The organism is Streptomyces sp. 135 (genome assembly GCF_020026305.1).
In the GTDB taxonomy this organism is placed as follows: Bacteria; Actinomycetota; Actinomycetes; order Streptomycetales; family Streptomycetaceae; genus Streptomyces.
On the sequence record NZ_CP075691.1, the window covers coordinates 1,404,498 to 1,426,775 of the forward strand.

Annotated in this window: 2 protein-coding genes; both read right to left on the reverse strand. The window is 74.9% G+C overall.

Features of this window, described 5'->3' with window-relative positions; translation table 11 throughout:
* Positions 1-33 precede the first annotated feature (33 nt).
* Entirely contained in the window at positions 34-6,573 is a 6,540-nt protein-coding gene (locus KKZ08_RS06385) for a type I polyketide synthase (RefSeq protein WP_223773506.1), read from the reverse strand.
* A 107-nt stretch (positions 6,574-6,680) separates the two neighbouring features.
* Positions 6,681-22,184, reverse strand: coding sequence for a type I polyketide synthase (locus tag KKZ08_RS06390; protein WP_223773507.1), 15,504 nt, complete (start codon positions 22,182-22,184; stop codon positions 6,681-6,683).
* Positions 22,185-22,278 lie beyond the last annotated feature (94 nt).

The window sequence follows — 22,278 nt, forward strand, 5'->3', positions numbered from 1 at the left end:
GTTCACATGGCAGCGGGGTGGCCCGCCTGCCGGTCAGCTGGACCAGGGTTTGTTGTCCATGAGCTCGAACAGTTCCGCGTCGGTGGCGTCGTCCAGGTCGACGGAGTCGCCCGCCACCTCCTTCTCGGTCCACTTCGCGAGCACCGCGCGCAGCCGCACGGTGAGGTTGGCGCGCCCCGGGTCGTCCTCGGGGACCTCGTCGAGCAGTGCCTCCAGGGCGGAGAGCCGGCTCGCGGCGAGCGCGGCCGGGTCGGCCTCCGGCAGGAGCTGCTGTTTGAGGTGCGCGGCGACGGCGGCGGGCGTGGGGTGGTCGAACAGCAGGGTGACCGGGAGCCGCAGGCCGGTGGCCGCGTTGAGCCGGTTGCGCAGCTCGACGGTGGTGAGCGAGTCGAAGCCGAGGGTCTTGAACGGCCGCTCCGCGCTCACGGTTTCGGTGTCGTCGTGGCCGAGGACGACCGCGGCCTGCCGGCGCACCTCTTCGGTGAGCAGTTCCTCGCACTCCTGCGGGGACAGCCGCGCCAGGCGTTCGGCGAGCCCGCCGGCCGCCCCGGCCTCGGCGGCGGCCGCGGTGGACGCGGCCCGCTTGGCGGGGGCCTTGACCAGGCCGCGCAGCAGGGGTGCGACGTCGCCGGTGAACCGGGAGGGGTCCAGCTGCACGGGCACGGTGTGGGTGTGGTTGTCGCCGGTGGCAGCGTCGAAGAGGGCGAGGCCGTCGCCGGTGGACAGGGCGCGGACGCCGGTGCGTGCCATCCGGTCGAGGTCGGCCTTGTCGAGCTCGCCGGTGATCCCGCTGGCCTGCGCCCACAGCCCCCAGGACAGGGACTGCGCGGGCAGTCCGAGGCGGCGGCGGTGGTGCGCGAGGCCGTCCAGGAAGGCGTTGGCCGCCGCGTAGTTGGCCTGGCCGGGCGCGCCGAACACCCCGGAGGCCGAGGAGAACAGCGCGAAGAGGGCGAGGTCCTTGTCGCGGGTGAGCTCGTGGAGGTGCCAGGCGGCGTCGGCCTTGGGCCGCAGCACCGTGTCGAACCGCTCGCGGTTCAGGGCCGTGAGTACGCCGTCGTCGATGACGCCCGCGGCGTGCACGACGCCCCGCAGGTCCTCGATGCCGTCCAGCAGGCGGGCGAGGTCGGCGCGTTCGGCGGCGTCGCAGGCCACGATGCGGGCGGTGGCGCCGAGTCCGGCGAGTTCGGCGACGAGTTCGGCGGCGCCGGGCGCGTCGGGGCCGCGGCGGCTGGTGAGCACGAGGTCCGTGACGCCGTGCCGCTCGGCCAGGTGCCGGGCCACGGAGGCGCCGATGGAGCCGGTGCCGCCGGTGACCAGGACGGTGCCGTCAAGGGTGGCCGTGGGGAGGGTGAGGGCGACCTTGCCGACGTGCCTGGCCTGGCTGAGGTGGCGGAAGGCCTCGGGGGCCCGGCGGACGTCCCAGGTGGTCACAGGCAGCGGGGTGAGCACGCCCTCCTCGAAGAGCCGGGCGAGGTGGGTGAGCATCTCGCCGATCCGTTCGGCGCCCGCCTCGCCGAGGTCGAAGGAGCGGTAGAACGTGCCGGGCCAGGAGGCCTCGACGGCCTCCGGCTCGCGGATGTCGGTCTTGCCCATCTCGATGAACCGGCCGTGCGGTACGAGGAGGTCGAGCGAGGCGTCGGTGAACTCCCGTGCCAGGCAGTTGAGTACCACGTCGACGCCCCGGCCGCCGCCGGCCTCGCGGAAGGTCTCGGCGAAGTCCAGGGTGCGCGAGGAGGCGAGGCGTTCGGCGGGGATGCCGCAGGCCCGCACGGTCGGCCACTTGGGCTCGCTGGCGGTGGCGTACACCTCGATGCCCCAGTGGCGGGCCAGCTGGACGGCGGCCATGCCGACGCCGCCGGCCGCGGCGTGCACGAGCAGCGACTCGCCCTCCTTGACGCGGGCGAGGTCTTGCAGCGCGTAGTAGGCGGTGAGGAACACGGTGGGCACGGCGGCGGCCTGGGCGAAGGACCAGCCGGTGGGGACCGGCGCGATGGTGCGGGCGTCGGTGACGGCCAGCGGTCCCGCGTACGAGCCGGAGAGCAGGCCCATGACGCGGTCACCGACACGGACTCCGGTGACGCCGGGGCCGACCTCGGTGACCAGGCCCGCGCCCTCGGAGCCGAAGGCCATCTCGGTGAAGGACTTGGCGACGTCGACCACGCCGAGGGCGAGCAGCACGTCCCGGAAGTTGACACCGGTGGCGCGGACCTCCACCCGCACCTGGCCCTCGGTCAGCGGTGCCTCGGCCTGCGGGCACGAGACGAGCCGCAGCCCTTCGAGGGTGCCGCTGCCGTCCACGTCGAGGCTCCAGGCGCCGTCGGCGGGCGGGACGAGGGTGTCGGCGGGCGCCACGCGGGCGAGCCGGGGCACCAGCGGGGCACCCGCGCGCACCACGCTCTCCGTCTCCCCCGCGGCGACGGCGGCGGTGACGGCGGCGGGCAGGGCGGCGGCCGAGCGGGCGTCGCCGTCCAGGTCCACCTGGACGATCCGGCCGGGGTTCTCGGAGCAGGCCGAGCGCACCAGGCCGCGGACCGCGGAGTGCACCGGGTCGACGCTGTCGCCGGGCACGGCGGCGGCACCGCCGCGGGTGACGACCGCGAGGCGGATGTCCTCGGTCTCCTCGGCGGCGAGCCAGGCCTGGAGCGCGTCGAGGACGGCGCCGGTCACCTCACGTGTGGCGGCCACGGTGTCGTCGCCTCCGGCGGGCACGGGCAGCACCACCACGCCGGGCGGCTCATCCCCGGCGCGGACGGCGTCCTGGAGCGCGGCGAGTCCGTCGAAGCGGACGGTTCCCCCGGCGGCTTCAGGAAGGTCGCCCGCGCCACCGAGCACGGCCAGGGGCCTGGCCTCGGCGGCCTCGGGCAGCGCCACCCAGTCGAGGCGGAAAAGGCCGTCCACGCGCGGGCGTTCGCGGACGTCGGCGGCGGCCACGGGCCGCGAGGTGAGCTCGTCGACGGTGAGCACGGGCAGACCGGCGGGGTCGGTCATGGTCAGGGACAGGGAGTTGGCGCCGGTCGGCGTGAGCCTCACGCGGGCCGTGGTGGCTCCGGTGGCGTGCAGGCGTACGCCACCGAAGGAGAACGGCAGCCTCGGCTCGACGCCGCTGTCCTGGTCGAGGGCGGTGGCGATCTGGCTGTGCAGCGCCGCGTCGACCAGCGCCGGGTGCACGCCGAACCGGGCGGCCTCGGCGCCGCCCCGCTCGTCCAGGGCGACCTCGGCGAAGAGTTCGTCGCCGCGCCGCCACAGGGCGCTCAGCCCCTGGAAGACGGGGCCGTACGCGTAGTCCCACTCGGTCAGCCGGTCGTACAGGCCCTCGACGGGCACCGGCGTCGCGTCGGCCGGGGGCCAGGCGCCGTCCTCGGGCGCGGGCGCGGCGGCGGGCTCGGCGGTCAGGGTGCCGCTGGCGTGGCCCGTCCACTCCCGCGTGCCGCCTTCGGTACCGGCGGCGCGGGAGAAGATCCGCACCTGGCGGGCGCCGCTCTCGTCGGCCTCGCCGACGGTGACCTGGACGTCGGCACCGGGTCCTTCGGCGGCCAGGGCGAGCGGGCTCTCCAGGATGAGTTCGGCGACCTGGTCGCAGCCCGCGTACTCCCCGGCGCGCAGCGCGAGTTCGAGCAGGGCGGTGCCGGGTACGAGGACGCGGCCGAGGACCTGGTGGTCGGCGAGCCAGGGGTGGGTGCGGGTGGAGATCCTGCCGGTGAGTACGTAGCGGTCGCCGTCGGCGGCCTCGACGCCCGCGGACAGCAGCGGGTGCCCCACGAGGGAGAGCCCCGCGCCGGAGACGTCGGCCGCGCCGCCGGTGCCCGCCGGCAGCCAGTAGCGCTTGCGCTGGAAGGCGTAGGTGGGCAGGTCGACGGCGTCGGTGGTGCCCGGCCCGTACACCGCGTCCCAGTCGACGTGTACGCCGCCGGTCCACAGCTGGGCGAGGGAGGTCAGCAGGCGGCGGGTCCCGCCGTCGTTCCTGCGCAGGGTGCCGGTGACGGTGACGGCGCGGGCGCCCGCCGGCTGGTTCGCGACCGTGTCCTGGACGGCGGTCATCAGGACGGGGTGCGGGCTGACCTCCACGAAGGCGGTGTTGCCCTCGTCCAGGAGGAGCCGGATGGTCTCGTGGAAGCGGACGGGCTCGCGCAGGTTGCGGTACCAGTACTCGGCGTCCAGCGTCTCGCCGCGCGCGGGCGCGGCGGTGACGGTCGAGTACAGCGGGGTGTCCCCGGCGCGCGGGGCGACCGGCGCGGCGAGGTCGAGGAGCTGCTCGCGCACCCGCTCGGTGTGCGGGGTGTGCGACGCGTACTCGATGCCGACCTTCCGCGGCCGCAGTCCGGCGGCCTCGGCCTCGGCGTTCACCTCGGCGAGCGCGTCGAGGTCGCCGGCCACGACGGTGGACTCGGGGCCGTTGGTCGAGGCGATCCACACCCCGGCGCGGTCCCCGATGAGGGCGGCGGCCTGCTCGGGCGTGGCGGAGAGCGAGTACATGGCGCCCTTGCCCGACAGGTGCTCGTCGAACACCCGGCTGCGCAGGGCCACGAGGCGGGCGCCGTCGGCCAGGGACAGCGCGCCCGCCACGCAGGCGGCGGCGATCTCGCCCTGGGAGTGGCCGACGACGGCGGCGGGCACGACACCGAGGGAGCGCCACAGCCGGGCCAGGGAGACCATGACGGACCACAGCACGGGCTGGACGACGTCGTCGCGCTCCAGCTTCTCGCCGCTGCGCAGCCTTTCGATCGGGTCCCAGTCGAGGTGCCGCGCCAGCGCGTCGGCGCACTCGCGCATGGACGCGGCGAACACCGGGGACGCGGCCATGAGGTCGATGGCCATGCCCGCCCACTGGGAGCCCTGTCCGGGGAAGACGAACACGACCTTGGCGTCGGAGGAGGCGGCCTCGCCCGTCACGACGTGCGCGGAGGTCTCCTGCCCGACGACGGCGTCGAGACCGGAGAGCAGCCCGTCCCGCTCCCCCGACAGGACGACGGCGCGGTGGCGCAGCGCGGTGCGGTGCAGGGCGAGCGCGCGGCCGGTGGCGAGGGTGTCCGCCTCGGCGCCCGCGGCGAACTCGCGCAGCCGGGCGGCCTGTTCGCGCAGCGCGCGGGGCGTGTGGCCGGAGACGACCCACGGCACGGTGGCGCCGTCGGCGGCGAGCGGGGCGGGGGCCGGGGAGGACGCGTCGGCGGGCTTCGGCTCGGCGGCTTCTTCTTCGTACTGCTCCAGGATCACGTGGGCGTTGGTGCCGCTCACGCCGAACGCGGAGATGCCGGCGCGGCGCGGCTGACCGGTGCTCGGCCAGTCGGTGGCCTCGGTGACGAGGCGGACGTCGCCCGCCGTCCAGTCGACGTGCGGGGTGGGCTCGTCCACGTTCAGGGTGGGCGGTACGACACCGTGCCGGAGGGCGAGCACCGTCTTGATGACGCTCGCCACGCCCGCGGCGGCCGCCGTGTGCCCGATGTTGGACTTCACGGAGCCGAGCAGCAGCGGGCGGCCGTCGGGGCGGTCCTGGCCGTAGGTGGCGAGCAGCGCCTGCGCCTCGATGGGGTCGCCGAGGGTGGTGCCGGTGCCGTGCGCCTCGACGACGTCGACCTCGGCGGCCGACAGGCGGGCGCTGCCGAGCGCCTGGCGGATGACGCGCTGCTGCGACGGACCGTTCGGTGCCGTCAGGCCGTTGGACGCGCCGTCCTGGTTGACGGCGGAGCCGCGCAGCACGGCGAGGACGCGGTGGCCGTTGCGGCGGGCGTCCGAGAGCCGCTCGACGAGCAGTACGCCGACGCCCTCCCCCCAGGCGGTGCCGTCGGCCGCGGCGGCGAACGCCTTGACGCGGCCGTCGGACGCCAGCCCCTGCTGCTTGGTGAACTCGGTGAACATGCTGGGCGTCGACATGATCGTCACGCCGCCCGCGAGGGCCATCGTGCACTCGCCCTTGCGCAGCGCGTGCGCGGCCAGGTGCAGCGCGACCAGGGACGACGAGCAGGCCGTGTCGACGGTGAGCGCGGGGCCCTCGAAGCCGAAGGTGTAGGCGACACGGCCGGAGGCGACGCTCGCCGCGTTGCCGGTGCCCATGAAGCCGGCCAGTTCGGACTGGTTGTTGCCGAGCATCAGGGTGGCGTAGTCCTGGCCGTTGGTGCCGACGAACACACCGGTCCTGCTGCCACGCAGGGCTTTGGAGTCGAGCCCGGCCCGCTCGATGGCCTCCCAGGAGGTCTCCAGGAGGAGGCGCTGCTGCGGGTCCATGGCGAGGGCCTCGCGCGGCGAGATCCCGAAGAAGTCCGCGTCGAAGTCGGGGGCGTCGTGCAGGAACGCACCGGCGCGGGTGGCCGATCCGGCCTCCTGGCCGGGGCCGCCCTCGAAGAGCGCGGGCAGGTCCCAGCCGCGGTCCTCGGGGAACCCGCTGACGCCGTCGGCCCCTTGGAGCACCAGCTGCCACAGCTCCTCGGGGGAGCCGACGCCGCCGGGGAACCGGCAGCTCATCCCCACGATGGCGATGGGCTCCCGCTCGGCGTCCTCGACCTCGCGCAGCCGGCCGCGGACCTTGTGCAGGTCGGCGGTGACCCGCTTGAGGTAGTCGAGAGTCTTGTCCTCATCCATGGTGGGTCCCATTCGTGTGTCTCGCCGCCTTACGCCTTGCCGCCCGCCGCCGCGCGCGGTTCCGCCGGCGTGTGCCGGCCCGTTCGTGCCGCCCGGTCCGCTGTCGTTCACAGGCCGAGCTCGTTCTCGATGAAGTCGAAGACCTCGTCCCGCGACGCGGACCGCAGGTGCTCGGCCGCCGCCTCGCGGGGCGCGTCCGAGGACCAGCGCTCCACCAGGGCCGTCAGCCTGGCCAGGACGTCCGGGGAGGGGGCTGCCTGGGCCGCGACCGCGGCGAGCCTGCCCTCGAGGCGGTCGATCTCGGCCAGCACCGACTTCTCCGACAGTTCGTCCTCGCCCAGTTCGGAGCGCAGGTGCTCCGCGAGCTCGGCCGGGGTGGGGTAGTCGAAGATCGAGGTGGCCGACAGGGCGAGGCCGGTGGCCTCGGTCAGCCGGTTGCGGAACTCGACGGCCGCCAGTGAGTCGAAGCCCACGTCGCGGAACGGCTTGTCCGCCTCGATCGCCGCGATCCCCGAGTGCCCGAGTACGGCCGCCGCGTGCGTGCGCACCAACTCGGTCAGGGTCTGCCGCCGCTCGGCTTCCGAGAGCCCGGAGAGACGCCGGACGAGTTCGTCGGCGCCGTCCTCGGCGGGCTCGGCCGGTGTCTGTGCCCGCAGCGCCTCGGGGATGTCCGACAGCAGGGTGCTCGGCCGCGTCGAGGTGTACGACAGGGCGAACTTCTCCCACTCGACGTCGGCCACCGTCAGGCAGGCCACACCCTGGTCGATCGCGTGCCGCAGCAGGGTCAGCGCGGTGTCCGGGGCGAGCGCCCGCACGCCGCGTCGGCGCAGGTGCGCCTCGGCGTCGCCCTGGGCCGCCATGCCGCCCTCGCCCCACGGGCCCCACGCCACCGACGTGGCGACGGCGCCGCGCGCCCTGCGCCGTTCGGCGAGCGCGTCGAGGTAGGCGTTGGCGGCTCCGTAGGCGCCCTGTCCCGCGCCGCCCCAGACACCGGCGGTGGAGGAGAACAGCACGAACGCGTCCAGCTCCGTGTCGGCGAACGCCTCGTCGAGGTGGCGTGCGCCGTCGGCCTTGCCCGCGCTGATGGCGCTCACGTCGTCCGCTCGCGTCTCGTCGATGCGGGTGGACTGGGCGACGCCCGCGGTGTGCAGCACCGAGCTGACGCGGACGCCGTCGGCGGCGAGCTTGCCGAGGAGCGCGTCGAGCGCGCCCCGGTCGGCGACATCGCACGCGGCGATGGTCACCCGGGCGCCCAGGCCGGTCAGCTCGGCCTCCAGGGCCGCCGCCTCGGGTGCCCGCGGGCCCCTGCGGCTGGTCAGCACCAGGTGCTCCGCGCCCGAGCGCGCCAGCCAGCAGGCCACGTGGGCGCCCAGGGCGCCGGTGCCACCGGTGACCAGGGCGGTGCCGCGCGGGTCCAGCCCGCGCCGCCCGCCGTGACCGCGAGCAGGGCGCGCCGCAGCCGCCGGGCGAGGAGCCCGCCGCAACGCCACCTGGTCCTCACCGGTGGCCCCGGCCAGGACGGCGGCCAGCCGTGCGGCGTCCCGGGCCCCGAACTCCTCGGGCAGGTCGACGAGACCGCCCCAGCGCTCCGGGTGCTCCAGCGCCGCCACGCGACCGAGGCCCCAGACCTGCGCCTGTGCCGGCCCGGCCTGCTCGTCGGCGGTGACGGCGACCGCGCCCCGGGTGACGCACCACAGGGGCGCCGTCACGTCCGCCGCGCCCAGGGCGCGCACCAGCGCGTGGGTGGCGGCCAGCGGCCAGGCGTCGTCCTGGCCGTCCGCCAGGGCGAGGAGGGACAGCACGCCGCGCACGGACGTGTCCGTGCGCGCGGCCCGGATCCGCTCGGCGAGGGCGTCGGGGTCTGTGGCGCCCGCGAGGTCGGCGGAGACGTCCACGGTGACGATATCGAGGCCCTGCCGCTCCAGCGCGGCGACGCACGCGGCGGCCACCGGCCCGCCCGCAGTGATCTGCACCCAGGTGCCGGTCGGCTGTGCGGCCGGTTCGGCGAGCGGGCGCCAGTGCACGTCGTAGCAGAGTTCGCCGAGGTCCGAACGCTCCTTGGACCTGCGGCGCCAGTCGGCGAGGACCGGCAGGATCTCCCGCAGCGGTGCCTGCCGCTCCGCCTCGTCGACGCCGAGGGTGCGGGCCAGGACGTCCATGTCCTCGCCCTCCACCGCGGACCAGAAGGCCTGGTCGACCTCGGAGGCGTGCGCATCGCCGGTGCCGGCGGGGGCGTCCAGCCAGTAGCGCTGCCGGTTGAAGGCGTACGTGGGCAGCGCGACCCGGCGCCCGGGACGCAGCGTCGGCCACGACACCGAGGCGCCACGAGCATGCAGCCGCGCCAACGCCGTGACGAGCGAAGCCAGTTCGCCCTGGCCCACCCGCACCGCGGGCACCGCGACCACACCTTCACCCCGGCCCTGCACCAGACCGCTCAGCACGGCCTCAGGACCCACCTCGACGAACTCCGTCACACCCCGCCCGACCAGGCACTCCACACCATCGGCGAACCGCACCGCCTCACGGGCATGACGCACCCAGTACTCGACCGAACCCAGCTCGCCCGCGTCCGCGACCGCCCCGGTCACATTCGACACCACGGGGATGGACGGCTCGTCGAAGGCCACCTCGCGCAGAACCGCCGCGAACTCCTCCAACACGGGCTCCACCAAAGGCGAATGGAACGCCTGACTCACCCGCAACCGCCGCGTACGGCAACCGGCCGCCCGCGCCAGCTCCGCGACCCGCTCCACAGCGGCCTCGGCGCCCGAGACCACCACGGAGGAGGGTCCGTTCACCGCGCCGAGCGAGACCTGGTCGCCGGCCGAAGCCTCCGTGATCCACTCCCCCGCCTGCTCCTCCGAGGCCTCCAGGGAGACCATCACGCCACCGGTGGGCAGCGCCTGCATCAGCCGGCCCCGAGCGGCCACCACCCGTACCGCGTCATCGAGCGACCACACACCCGCCACATGCGCGGCGGCCAACTCACCCACCGAGTGGCCCATCACGTAATCAGGACGCACCCCCGACTGCTCCAACAACCGGAACAGCGCCACCTCGAACGCGAACAGACCCGTCTGCGTATAGAGCGTCTCGTGGATCAGCGCCGCGGCGTCCGATCCTTCCTCGGCCCACAACACCTCGCGCAACGGCACCTCCAACACCCCGTCAAAAGCACCGCACACCTCCTCAAACACCTCACCGAACCCCGGCACACCCACCAACTCACGGCCCATACCGACCCGCTGAGCCCCCTGCCCCGAGAACACCAGAGCCGTGGAACGGCCCGGCTTCGCGCGGTCCAGGACGGTGTGCGGGGCGGGGTCGCCGGAGATGACGGCGTCGAGGCCGCGCAGGAGTTCCTCGCGGGTGCGGCCCGTGACCACGGCGCGGTGCTCCATGGCGGACCGGGCGGAGAGCAGCGACCAGGCGATGTCCGTGTCGGACGCCTTCGCGGTGGCCGCGAACTCCCGCAGCCGCGCGGCCTGTCCGCGCAGCCCGGCGGCGGACCGTGCGGAGAGCGCCCAGGGCACCACGGCGCTCGTGCCGTTCTCGGCGGGCTCGGCGGGTGGCTCGTCCACGGCCGGCTCGGCGGACTGCTCCACCGGTGCCTGCTCCAGGACGACGTGCGCGTTCGTACCGCTGATGCCGAACGACGAGACGGCGGCCCGGCGCGGGCAACCGGTCTCCGGCCACGCGCGGCTCTCGGTGACGAGCTCCACCGCGCCCGCCGACCAGTCGACCTGCGGGGTCGGCTCATCGACATGCAGCGTCTTCGGCACCACGCCGTGCCGCATCGCCTCGACCATCTTGATGATTCCGCCGACACCGGCGGCGGCCTGCGTGTGACCGAAGTTGGACTTCAGGGAGCCCATCAGGAGCGGCTGTCCGTCGGTGCGGTCCTGGCCGTACGTGGCAAGGACCGCCTGGGCCTCGATCGGGTCGCCGAGCGGGGTACCGGTGCCGTGCGCCTCCACGACATCGACCTCGGCGGCCCGCACACCCGCGCTCGCCAGGGCCTGACGGATCACCCGCTGCTGCGACGGGCCGTTCGGCGCGGTCAGACCGTTGGACGCGCCGTCCTGGTTCACCGCCGAACCCCGCACCACCGCCAGCACCTCATGACCGTTGCGCCGCGCGTCCGACAACCGCTCCACCAGGAGCAGGCCCACACCCTCCGACCAAGTGGTGCCGTCGGCGCCGGCCGCGAAGGACTTGCAGCGGCCGTCGGGGGCGAGGCCCTGCTGGCGGCTGAACTCGACGAAGGAGTCCGGGGTCGCCATCACGGCGACGCCGCCCGCCAGGGCCAGGGTGCACTCGCCCTGCCGCAGCGCCTGCACCGCCTGGTGCAGCGCCACCAGCGACGACGAGCACGCCGTGTCCACCGTCACCGCCGGACCCTCGAACCCGAACGTGTACGAGACGCGGCCGGTCGCGATGCTGCCGGTGTTGCCGTTCCCGAGGAAGCCGGCGACTTCCTCGGGGACGGAGTGCAGACGGGCGGCGTAGTCGTGGTACATGAGTCCGGCGAACACGCCGACCCTGCTGCCGCGCACGGCGGCGGGGTCGATGTGCGCGTACTCGAACGCCTCCCAGGTGGTCTCCAGGAGGAGCCGCTGCTGCGGGTCCATGGCGAGCGCCTCGCGCGGCGAGATCCCGAAGAACTCGGGGTCGAACTCCGCGGCGTCGTGCAGGAATCCGCCCTCGCCGACGTAGCTGGTGTGGGGGCGCGTGCCGTCCCGGTCGACGAGTTCGCGCACGTTCCAGCCCCGGTCCTCGGGGAACGGTGTGACGCCGTCCCTGCCCTCGGCGACCAGCTGCCACAGCTCCTCGGGCGTGCGGACGCCGCCGGGGTAGCGGCAGCTCATGCCGATGATGGCGATCAGGTCGTCGTCACCGGACGCCGCCGGAGTCGCCGTACGGCCAGTGGCCGCCGCTTCGATCTCCGTGCCCGCCTCGCCGAAGAGTTCGGAGCGCAGGTGGCGGGCGAGTGCCGCGGGCGTCGGGTAGTCGAAGACGAGGGTGGCGGGCAGCCGTACTCCGGTGGCGTTGGCGAGCTGGTTGCGCAGGTCCACCGCGGTCAGCGAGTCGAAGCCGAGGTCCGAGAAGGCCCGGTCGGGCTCCAGGTCGCTGTCGGGGGCGTAGCCGAGTACGGCGGTGACGTGCCGCAGCACCAGCCGCAGCAGGGCCTCCTCGCGGGCGGCGGCGGACAGGGCGCGCAGCCGGTCGCGGAGTCCGCCGACGGGCTCGGCGCCCGCGGCTCGCCGGGAGGGCCCGCGGACGAGGCCGCGCATCACCGGGGGGATTCCGGCGGCCTCGCCGCGGACGGCTGCGGGGTCGAACGCCATGGGGACGAGTACCGGTTCGTCCGCGGCGAGTGCCGCGTCGAACAGCGTGAGGCCGTCCTCGATGGACAGGGCCGACATGCCGCCGCGGGAGACGCGGGCGAGGTCCTGCTCACTCATGACGCCCGACATCGTGCTGCGCTGCTCCCACAGGCCCCAGGCAAGGGCGTGCGCGGCGAGCCCCTGGGCCCTGCGGTGCTCGGCCAGGGCGTTGAGGAAGGTGTTGGCGGCGGCGTAGTTGGCCTGGCCCACCGCGCCCAGGATGCCGGCCGCGGAGGAGAACAGGACGAAGAAGTCCAGGTCCTCGGTGAGCTCGTGCAGGTTCCAGGCGGCCTGCGACTTGGGGCGCAGCACGGTGTCGACCCGCTCCGGGGTCAGCGAGGAGATGACGCCGTCGTCCACGACCCCCGCGGAGTGGACCACGCCGCGCAGCGGTCGGTCGGCGGGGATGTCCGCGAGGACGGCGGCCAGGCTCTCCCGGTCCGCAACGTCGCAGGCGACGACGGTGGCCTCGGCGCCGAGTCCGGCGAGTTCGACCACCAGCTCCTGGGCGCCCGCGGCCCGGGGGCCCTGCCGGCCGAGCAGCAGCAGATGGCGTACGCCGTGCTCGCCCGCCAGGTGACGGGCGACGGCACTGCCGAGGACGCCGGTGCCGCCGGTGATGAGGACGGTGCCGTCGGGGTCCCAGACCGGTGCCTGCTCGTCACCGTCCTGCGTGGCGGGGGCCGCGGGGACGGGGCGGGCGAGCCGGGGCGCCCACAACGCGCCGCCACGAAGCACCAGTTCGGGCTCGTCGGCCGCGAGGGCGGTCCGGATCGCCGACGCGAGTGCCGCCGCCGTGTCGTCGTCGGCGGGGCCGGCAGGCAGGTCGAACTGCACCATGCGGCCGGGATGCTCGGACTGGGCAGAGCGCAGCAGCCCACGGGCTGCGGCGTGCGCCGGGTCGGGGGCGGGTTCGTCGGGGGCGCCGCCTTCGACGGTCGCCGCGTTGCGGGTGAGGAGCACCAGGCGGGACGGGGTGAACCTGTCGTCGGCGAGCCAGGTCTGGGTCGTCCCCAGCGCCCAGGCGGTGGCCGCCTTCGTGGCCTCCGGTACGTCGGCAAAGGAGTCGGGGCAGGCGACGACGACGGCGTCCGGCACGGCGGTTCCCGCGTCGATCGCCGCGGCCAGGTCCGCGAGATCCCCGTACGCCTCGGTGTCGGCGTCCGCGGCGCGGGTGAGGGCCGCGGCCGCGTCGCCGACGACCGCCCAGGCAGGCCGGGAGCCGTCGCCCGCCACCGGGGACACCTCCGCCCAACCGGTCCGGTACAGCCAGTCGTTGTGCCCTCGCGCCGCGCGCAGCTGGTCGCCCGTGACCGGGCGCAGGACGAGCGTGTCGACGGAGGCCAGCGGCCGCCCCGCACCGTCGGTCATGGTGACCGTGACGCCGCCGGTGCCCGCGGGGGCGAGGCTGACGCGCACGGCGGCCGCGCCGGTGGCGTACAGACGCACGCCCTCCCAGGCGAACGGCAGGCCGCGCGGCGGTTCACTGCCGCCGGAGCCCTCCAGCAGGGAGACGCCGTGCAGGGCCGCGTCGAGCACGGCCGGGTGGAGGCAGAAGTCGCCCGCGTCGCCCGCTTCCCCGCCCTCGGGCAGCCGCACCTCGGCGAAGACCTCGGGGCCGCGCCGCCATGCGGCCGTGAGCCCCTGGAAAGTGGGGCCGTAGGCGAAACCGCCCTCGCTCATCGTGTCGTAGAGCCCGTCCACCTCGACGGGTACGGCGCCTTCGGGCGGCCATACCTGGGCCGCGGGCGGCGGTTCGGGGGCCGCATCGGCCGGGGAGAGCACTCCGGTGGCGTGGGTGACCCAGGCTCCGGCGTCGCCGGGCCTCGCGTACACCGCGAAGGGGCGCCGCCCGTCGTCGTCCGCCTCGTCCACCGTCAGCTGGACCCGCGCTGCGACGCCCTCGGGCAGGACCAGCGGCGCGTGCAGCGTCAGTTCCTCGACGCCGTCGCAGCCGACCTCGTCGCCGGCCCGCAGCGCCATCTCGACGAAGCCCGCGCCGGGGAAGAGCACGGTGCCGAGTACCGCGTGGTCGGCCAGCCAGGGCTGCTCCGCCAGTGAGAGCCTGCCGGTGAGGAGCACCCCGTTGCCATCGGCCAGGCCGACCCTGGCGCCGAGCAGCGGGTGCCCGGTGGTTTCGAGCCCCACGGACCCGACGGCGGCGTCCACACCGGCCGGGGCGGAGCGCCGGGGCCAGTAGCGCTGCCGGTCGAAGGCGTACGTGGGCAGCGCGACCCGGCGCCCGGGACGCAGCGTCGGCCACGACACCGAGGCGCCACGAGCATGCAGCCGCGCCAACGCCGTGACGAGCGAAGCCAGTTCGCCCTGGCCCACCCGCACCGCGGGCACCGCGACCACACCTTCACCCCGGCCCTGCACCAGACCGCTCAGCACGGCCTCAGGACCCACCTCGACGAACTCCGTCACACCCCGCTCAACCAGAAACTCCACACCATCGGCGAACCGCACCGCCTCACGGGCATGACGCACCCAGTACTCGACACTCCCCAACTCCCCAGCCAGGGAACCCGACACATTCGACACGACCGGAATACCCGGCTCACCGAATGACACCTCCCGCAGAACCGCCGCGAACTCCTCCAGCACCGGCTCCACCAAAGGCGAATGGAACGCCTGACTCACCCGCAACTTCCGCGAACGGCACCCAGCCGCCCGAGCCAGCTCCACCACCCGCTCCACAGCCACCCCGGACCCCGACACCACCACCGACGACGGCCCGTTCACCGCCCCCAACGACACCAACTCACCCGCCGCAGCCTCCGCAATCCAGGCCAGTGCCTGCTCCTCCGACGCCTCCAACGACACCATCACCCCACCCACAGGCAGGCCCTGCATCAACCGACCCCGCGCAGCCACCACCCGCACCGCATCCTCAAGCGACCACACACCCGCCACATGAGCCGCAACCAACTCACCCACGGAATGGCCCATCACGTAATCAGGACGCACCCCACACCGCTCCAACAACCGGAACAGCGCCACCTCGAACGCAAACAACCCAGCCTGCGTATAAACCGTCTCGTCGAGCAGCCCCGCGAACTGTGAACCCTCCCCAGCCCACAACACCTCGCGCAACGGCACCTCCAACACCCCGTCAAAAGCACCGCACACCTCCTCAAACACCTCACCGAACCCCGGCACACCCAGCAACTCACGGCCCATACCGACCCGCTGAGCCCCCTGCCCCGAGAACACCAGGGCGAGGCGCCGGTCGCCCGCGACGATGTCGCGCACCACGTTCCCGGCCGGCTCTCCGGCGGCCAGGGCATCCAGCCCGGCCAGGAGTTCGGCGCGGTTCTCGCCGAGCACGACGGCGCGGTGTTCGAGGCTCGCCCGGGTCGACACCAGCGACCAGGCGAGGTCCATGTCGGCGGCGTCCGTCGTGGCCGCGAACTCCCGCAGCCGCGCGGCCTGTCCGCGCAGCCCGGCGGCGGTGCGGCCGGAGAGCACCCACGGCAGCACGCCCTCCACCACGGGCTCCGCCACAGGGTCCGTCACGGGCTCCGCCGCAGGCGCCTGCTCCAGGACGACATGCGCGTTCGTACCGCTGATACCGAACGCGGAGACGCCCGCCCGGCGCGGGCGGCCGGTCTCCGGCCACTCCCGTGACTCGGTCACCAGTTCCACCGCGCCCGCAGACCAGTCCACGTGCGGGGTCGGCTCGTCGACATGCAGCGTCTTCGGCACCACGCCGCGCCGCATCGCCTCGACCATCTTGATGACCCCGGCGACACCGGCGGCGGCCTGCGTGTGACCGATGTTCGACTTCAGGGCCCCGAGGAGGAGGGGCTGATCCGGCGCCCGGTCCTGGCCGTAGGCGGCGATCAGGGCCTGGGCCTCGATCGGGTCGCCGAGCGGGGTACCGGTGCCGTGCGCCTCCACGACATCGACCTCGGCGGCCCGCACACCCGCGCTCGCCAGGGCCTGACGGATCACCCGCTGCTGCGAGGGACCGTTCGGCGCGGTCAGACCGTTGGACGCGCCGTCCTGGTTCACCGCCGAACCCCGCACCACCGCCAGCACCTCATGACCGTTGCGCCGCGCGTCCGACAACCGCTCCACCAGCAGGACGCCGACGCCCTCGGCGAAGCCGGTGCCGTCCGCGTCCGCGGCGAACGCCTTGCAGCGGCCGTCCCGGGACAGCCCGCGCTGCCTGCTGAAGGAGACGAGGAGCCGAGGGGTGGGCATGACGGCGACGCCGCCCGCCACCGCGAGGCCGCACTCGCCCTGCCGCAGCGCCTGCACCGCCTGGTGCAGCGCCACCAGCGACGACGAGCACGCCGTGTCCACCGTCACCGCCGGACCCTCGAACCCGAACGTGTACGAGAGCCGGCCGGAGGCGACGCTGGTCGCGTTGCCGGTGAGCAGGTGGCCGTCGAGGCCGTCCTCCGCCGTGAACAGGTCGGTGCTGTAACCGGAGACGGCGCCGCCGATGAAGACGCCGGTCGGGGTGGCGCGCAGGCTCAGCGGGTCGATGCCGCCGCGCTCCATGGCCTCCCAGGTGGTCTCCAGGAGGAGCCGCTGCTGCGGGTCCATGGCGAGCGCCTCGCGCGGCGAGATCCCGAAGAACTCCGCGTCGAAGCCGGCGACGTCCTCGACGAAGCCGGCGGTGCGCGTGTGAGAGGTGCCCGCGCGGTCCGGGTCCGCGTCGAACAGGGCGTCCAGGTCCCAGCCGCGGTCGGTGGGGAAGTCGCTGAGCGCGTCGGTCTCCTCGGCCAGGAGCCGCCACAGGTCCTCGGGCGAGGTCACGCCGCCGGGGAAGCGGCAGCCCATGCCGACGATGGCGATGGGCTCGTCGTCGGCGCGGGCCGCGGTGACCGTGAGGGGGCGGTCCGGGGTCGCGGGCGCGGCGTCGGGCAGCACCAGCGGCAGCAGGTGCGCGGCGAGCGCGAGGGGCGTGGGGTGGTCGAACACGGCGGTGACGGGGAGCCGTACGCCGGTGGCGGTGTTGACGCGGTTGCGCAGTTCGACGGCGGTGAGCGAGTCGAAGCCCAGAGCCTTGAACGGCCGGTCCGCGCCGACCTCGCCCGTGTCGTCGTGCCCGAGCACGGCCGCGGCCTGGGCGCGCACCAGTTCCACGAGGGTGCGGCGGCGCTCCGTCTCGGGGAGCGCGGCGAGCCGGTCGCCGAGCTCCAGGGTGGCGCTCTCGGCGGCCGCGCGGCCGAGGACGCGGCGCGGGCGGACGAGGCCGCGCAGCAGCGCGGGCAGGGTGTCGGCGGTGCGGGCCTTGGCCAGGTCGAGGCCGATGGGCACGGTGAGCGCCCGGTCGAGACCGAGGGCGGCGTCGAACAGGGCGAGCCCGGTCGCGGTGTCCAGCGGACGGACGCCGGACCTGCCGATGCGCCGCAGGTCGACCTGGTCCAGTACGCCGGTCATGGCGCTGGCGTCGGCCCACAGGCCCCAGGCCATGGAGTGCGCGGGCAGACCCTGGGCGCGGCGATGCTGGGCGAGGGCGTCGAGGAACGCGTTGGCCGCCGCGTAGTTGCCCTGGCCGGGGGCGCCGAAGACGCCGGCGGCGGACGAGAACAGGACGAAGAAGTCCAGGTCCTCGGTGAGCTCGTGCAGGTGCCACGCGGCGTCGGCCTTGGGGCGAAGGACGGTGTCGAGGCGCTCGGGGGTGAGGGTGGACAGCACGCCGTCGTCCAGGACACCGGCGGCGTGCACGACGCCGCGCAGTCCGGGCAGGGACGCGACGAGTTCGGCCACGGCGTGCCGGTCGGCGACGTCGCAGGCCACGACGCGGGCCTCGGCGCCGAGCCCGGCCAGTTCGGCGGCCAGCTCCCGGGCGCCGGGGGCCTTCGGGCCGCGGCGGCCGGTGAGCACGAGGTTCCGCACGCCGTGCTCGGTCACCAGGTGGCGGGCCACGGCGGCGCCGAGTACCCCGGTGCCGCCGGTGATCAGGACGGGGCCCTCGCCGTCGCGCGGGAAGGGCGCGGGCTCGGCGTCGCGGACCCGGGACAGCCTGGGCACCCGGGCGGCGCCTTCGCGCAGCGCGACCTCCGGCTCCCCGGCGGCCTTGGCCGCCGTCACGGCGTCGGGCAGGGCCGCGAGGGAGGCGGCGGTGCCGTCGAGGTCGATCTGGGTGAGGCGGCCGGGATACTCGGCGGCGGCCGAGCGCACCAGGCCGCGCGCGGTCGCCGCGGGGACCTCGACGGGCTCGTCGGCGGACACGGCGGTGCCGCGGTGGGTGAGCACCACGAGGTGGACGGCTTCGAGTGCGTCGTCGGTCAGCCAGGCGCGGACGGCTTCGAGGGCGTCGACGGCGGCTGCCCTGGCGGCCTGCGGGGTTCCGGCCCCGGTGTCCGCTCCCGTGCCCGCGGTGGTCGGCACGGTCAGGTACACCGTGTCGGGTGCGGTGGACCCGCCTTCGCCCGCCACGGCAGCGCGCACCGCGTCGAGGTCGGCGAGGAGGACGGCGCCCTCAGGCGCCTGCCCCCCGCCCAGGACCGCCTGAACGTCGTTGCCCTGTACGGCGGTTGCGTCCGGCAGCGCCGTCCAGGAGACCTCGTACAGCGAGGACAGGGCCTGCGGCGTCCCGGCCGCCTCGGCGGTGGCGGCGTCAAATGGGTGGGTCGTCACCTGCTCGACGGTGAGCACGGGACGGCCCGTGGGGTCGGTCAGGAGCAGCTCGGCCGTGTCGGCTCCGGTGGAGCGCAGTCGTACGCGGACGGCGGTCGCGTCGGTGGCGTGCAGCTCGACGCCCTTGAAGGCGGCGGCGCTCGACCCTTCGTCCGGCTGGAGCGCGGCGTCCACCAGGGCGGGGTGCACGCAGAACCGCGCGGCGTCACCAGTCGCGGACTCGGCGAGCTCGGCCTCGGCGAAGGTGTCGCGGCCGCTGTGCCAGAGTCCGCGCAGGCCGCGGAAGACCGGGCCGTGGGCGAGGCCTGCCTCGGCCAGGCGCGCGTACAGCTCATCGGGGTCGGCCGCGGTGGCGCCCACGGGCGGCCAGGCGCCGCCGAGTTCACCGGGGGAACCCGCGTCGGAGCGGGTGCCGAGGGTGCCGGTGGCGTGCGGGGTCCAGGTGCGCTCGGGCTCGTCGGAGGCGTCGGCGGCCGCGAAGATCCGGACGCGGCGGTCACCGTGCTCGCCGGGGGCGTCCACGACGACCTGGATGTCGACGGCGGACGCGCTGCCCTGCGCGGCGTCGGGCAGCACGAGGTGCTGGTGGACCTCCAGGTCCGCGAGGCGGTCGGCGCCCAGGTGCTCGCCCGCGTGCAGGGCCAGTTCGAGCAGGACGGAGGCGGGCACCACGGTGCGGCCCGCCGCCGTGTGGTCGGCGAGCCAGGCGTGGGAGTCCAGGCCCAGGCGGCCGGTGCACACGTACCCTTCGCCGTCGGCGAGGGCGATGCCCGCGGACAGCACGGGGTGGGCGAGGGCGGTCAGCCCGGCGCCCGAGACGTCGGCGGCGCCCGCCGCGCTGTCCAGCCAGTAGCGGCGGCGTTGGAAGGCGTAGGTGGGCAGGGCGACAGGGGCCGCGCCGGTCCCGGCGAACACGGCGGACCAGTCGGGCTCCACGCCGCGCACCCACAGCTCGGCGAGGGAGGTGAGCAGGCGGCGCGGGCCGCCCTCGCCGCGGCGCAGGGTGCCGACGGCGACGACCTCGGTGTCCAGGGCGCCGCCCACGTCCTCGACGGCGGCGGTCAGCACCGGGTGGGCGCTGGCCTCGACGAAGGTGGTGCTGCCCTCGCTGACGAGGGTCTCGATCGTGTCGTGGAAGCGGACGGGCTCGCGGAGGTTGCGGTACCAGTACTCGGCGTCGGCCGTGCCGTCCTCAAGGAGCTCCGCGGTGACCGTGGAGTACATCGGCACCTGGGCCGGGCGCGGGGTCACCGGGGCGGCGAGTTCGAGCAGGTCCTCGCGGAGCCGCTCGACCTGCGCGGTGTGGGAGGCGTAGTCCACGGGGATGCGGCGTGCGCGTGTCCCGTCGCGTTCGCAGGCGGCCATCAGCTCGTCCAGAGCCGCGGCCTCACCGGCGACGACCGTGGACTGCGGGCCGTTGACGGTGGCGACGTCGATCCGGCCGCCCCAAGGGCCGATGAGTTCCTCGGCGGCGGCCCGGGGCAGCGGCAGCGAGACCATGCCGCCCTGGCCCGCGAGTTGCCGGCCGATGAGGCGGCTGCGCAGCGCCACGACGCGAGCGGCGTCGTCGAGCGAGAGCACGTCGGCGACGACGGCGGCGGCCAGCTCGCCCTGGGAGTGGCCCACCACGGCGGCGGGCTCGATGCCGTGGCCGCGCCACAAGTGGGCCAGGGAGACCATGACCGCCCACAGCAGCGGCTGGACCACGTCGACCCGGTCGAGGGACGGGGCGCCCTCGCGCTCGCGCAGCACGTCCTCGGGCGACCAGTCGATGTGCGGGGCGAGGGCGGCCGCACACTGGGCGAAGCGGGCGGCGAACAGCGGTGAGGAGTCGAGGAGTTCGGTGCCCATGCCCGCCCACTGCGCGCCCTGGCCGGGGAAGACGAACACCACGTCGGAGGAGAGCTCACCGGACAGGACGCCGGAGACGACGCCCGCGGCGGGCTCGCCGTTCTCGACGGCGGCCAGGCCCGCGGCGAACTCGTCGGCGGTGCCGCCGAGCACCACGGCGCGGTGTTCGAGGCCCGCGCGGGTGGTGGCCAGCGACCAGCCGGTGTCGACGGCGGACGTGTCGGCGGCGTCGGTGAACTCCCGCAGCCGCGCTGCCTGTCCGCGCAGTCCGGCGGCGGACTGTCCGGAGACCGGCCAGGGGACGACGGTGCCGGTGGCCACCATCCCGGCCGGGGCCGCCAGGACCGGCTCGGCGGGCTCATCGGGCTCATCGGGCTCATCGGGCTCATCGGCGGGCGCCTGCTCCACGATGACGTGCGCGTTCGTGCCGCTCACGCCGAAGGAGGAGACGCCGGCCCGGCGCGGCTGCCCGGTGTCGGGCCAGGCGCGGCTGCCGGTGACCAGCTCGACGGCGCCGGACGCCCAGTCGACGTGGGTCGTGGGCTCGTCGACGTGCAGCGTGCCGGGGACCGTGCCGTGGCGCATGGCCTCGACCATCTTGATGATGCCCGCGACGCCGGCGGCGGCCTGGGTGTGGCCGATGTTGGACTTCACCGAGCCGAGGAGCAGGGGGCGCTCCCGCGGGCGGTCCTTGCCGTAGGTGGCGAGCAGGGCGTCGGCCTCGATGGGGTCGCCGAGGGTGGTGCCGGTGCCGTGCGCCTCGACCACGTCGACCTGCGCGGGGGCGAGTCCGGCGGCGTCCAGGGCCTGGCGGATGACGCGCTGCTGGGAGGGGCCGTTGGGCGCGGTGAGGCCGTTGGAGGCGCCGTCCTGGTTGACGGCGGTACCGCGGACGACGGCGAGGACCTGGTGGCCGTTGCGGCGCGCGTCGGAGAGCCGCTCGACCAGGAGCAGGCCGACGCCCTCGCCGAGCCCGGTGCCGTCCGCGCTGTCCGCGAAGGCGCGGCAGCGGCCGTCGCGGGAGAGCCCCTGCTGGCGGCTGAATCCGACGAAGACCTCGGGCGTCGACATGACCATCACGCCGCCGGTGAGCGCGAGCGAGCACTCGCCCCGCTGGAGGGCGCTGACCGCCAGGTGCAGCGCGACGAGGGAGGAGGAGCAGGCCGTGTCGACGGTGAGCGCCGGACCTTCGAGGCCCAGCGTGTAGGAGATCCGGCCGGAGATGACGCTGTCGGCGCGGCCGGTGAGCAGATAGCCCTGCACCTCGTCGGGGGCGGTGGCCTGGTCGCCGTACCCGTGGAAGCTGGAGCCCACGAAGACGCCGGTGTCGCTGCCGCGCAACGCGGTGGGGTCGATGCCGGAGCGCTCGAACAGCTCCCAGGAGGTCTCCAGGAGGAGCCGCTGCTGCGGGTCCATGGCGAGCGCCTCGCGCGGCGATATGCCGAAGAAGGCGGAGTCGAACTCGGCGGCCTGGTGCAGGAATCCGCCCTCGGCGACGTACGAGGTGCCGGGGCGCTCGCCGCTCACGTCGAACTGGCCCGCCACGTCCCAGCCGCGGTCGAGCGGGATCCCGGAGATGGCGTCGGTGCCGTCGGCCACCAGTCGCCACAGCTCCTCGGGCGAGGCCACGCCCCCCGGGTAGCGGCAGCTCATGCCGACGATCGCCACCGGTTCGGCGGTCGCCGACTCCGCCTCGCGCAGCCGTGACTTGGTCTCCTTGAGCTCGGCGGTCACGCGCTTGAGGTAGTCGAAGAGCTTCTCTTCATTCGCCATGGGGGACGGGTCCATTCCTTTGCGCACTAAAGGGTCGGCAGTCGTGTTCCGGGTCGGGTCACAAGGGCGGCGCGCAGGGCGTCCGGCCGGTCCG

What these genes read in the sequence shown, in the direction of transcription:
- KKZ08_RS06390 (WP_223773507.1), bottom strand. Translation starts at nt 22,184, where the DNA reads ATGGCGAATGAAGAGAAGCTCTTCGACTACCTCAAGCGCGTGACCGCC.
- KKZ08_RS06385 (WP_223773506.1), bottom strand. Translation starts at nt 6,573, where the DNA reads ATGGATGAGGACAAGACTCTCGACTACCTCAAGCGGGTCACCGCCGAC.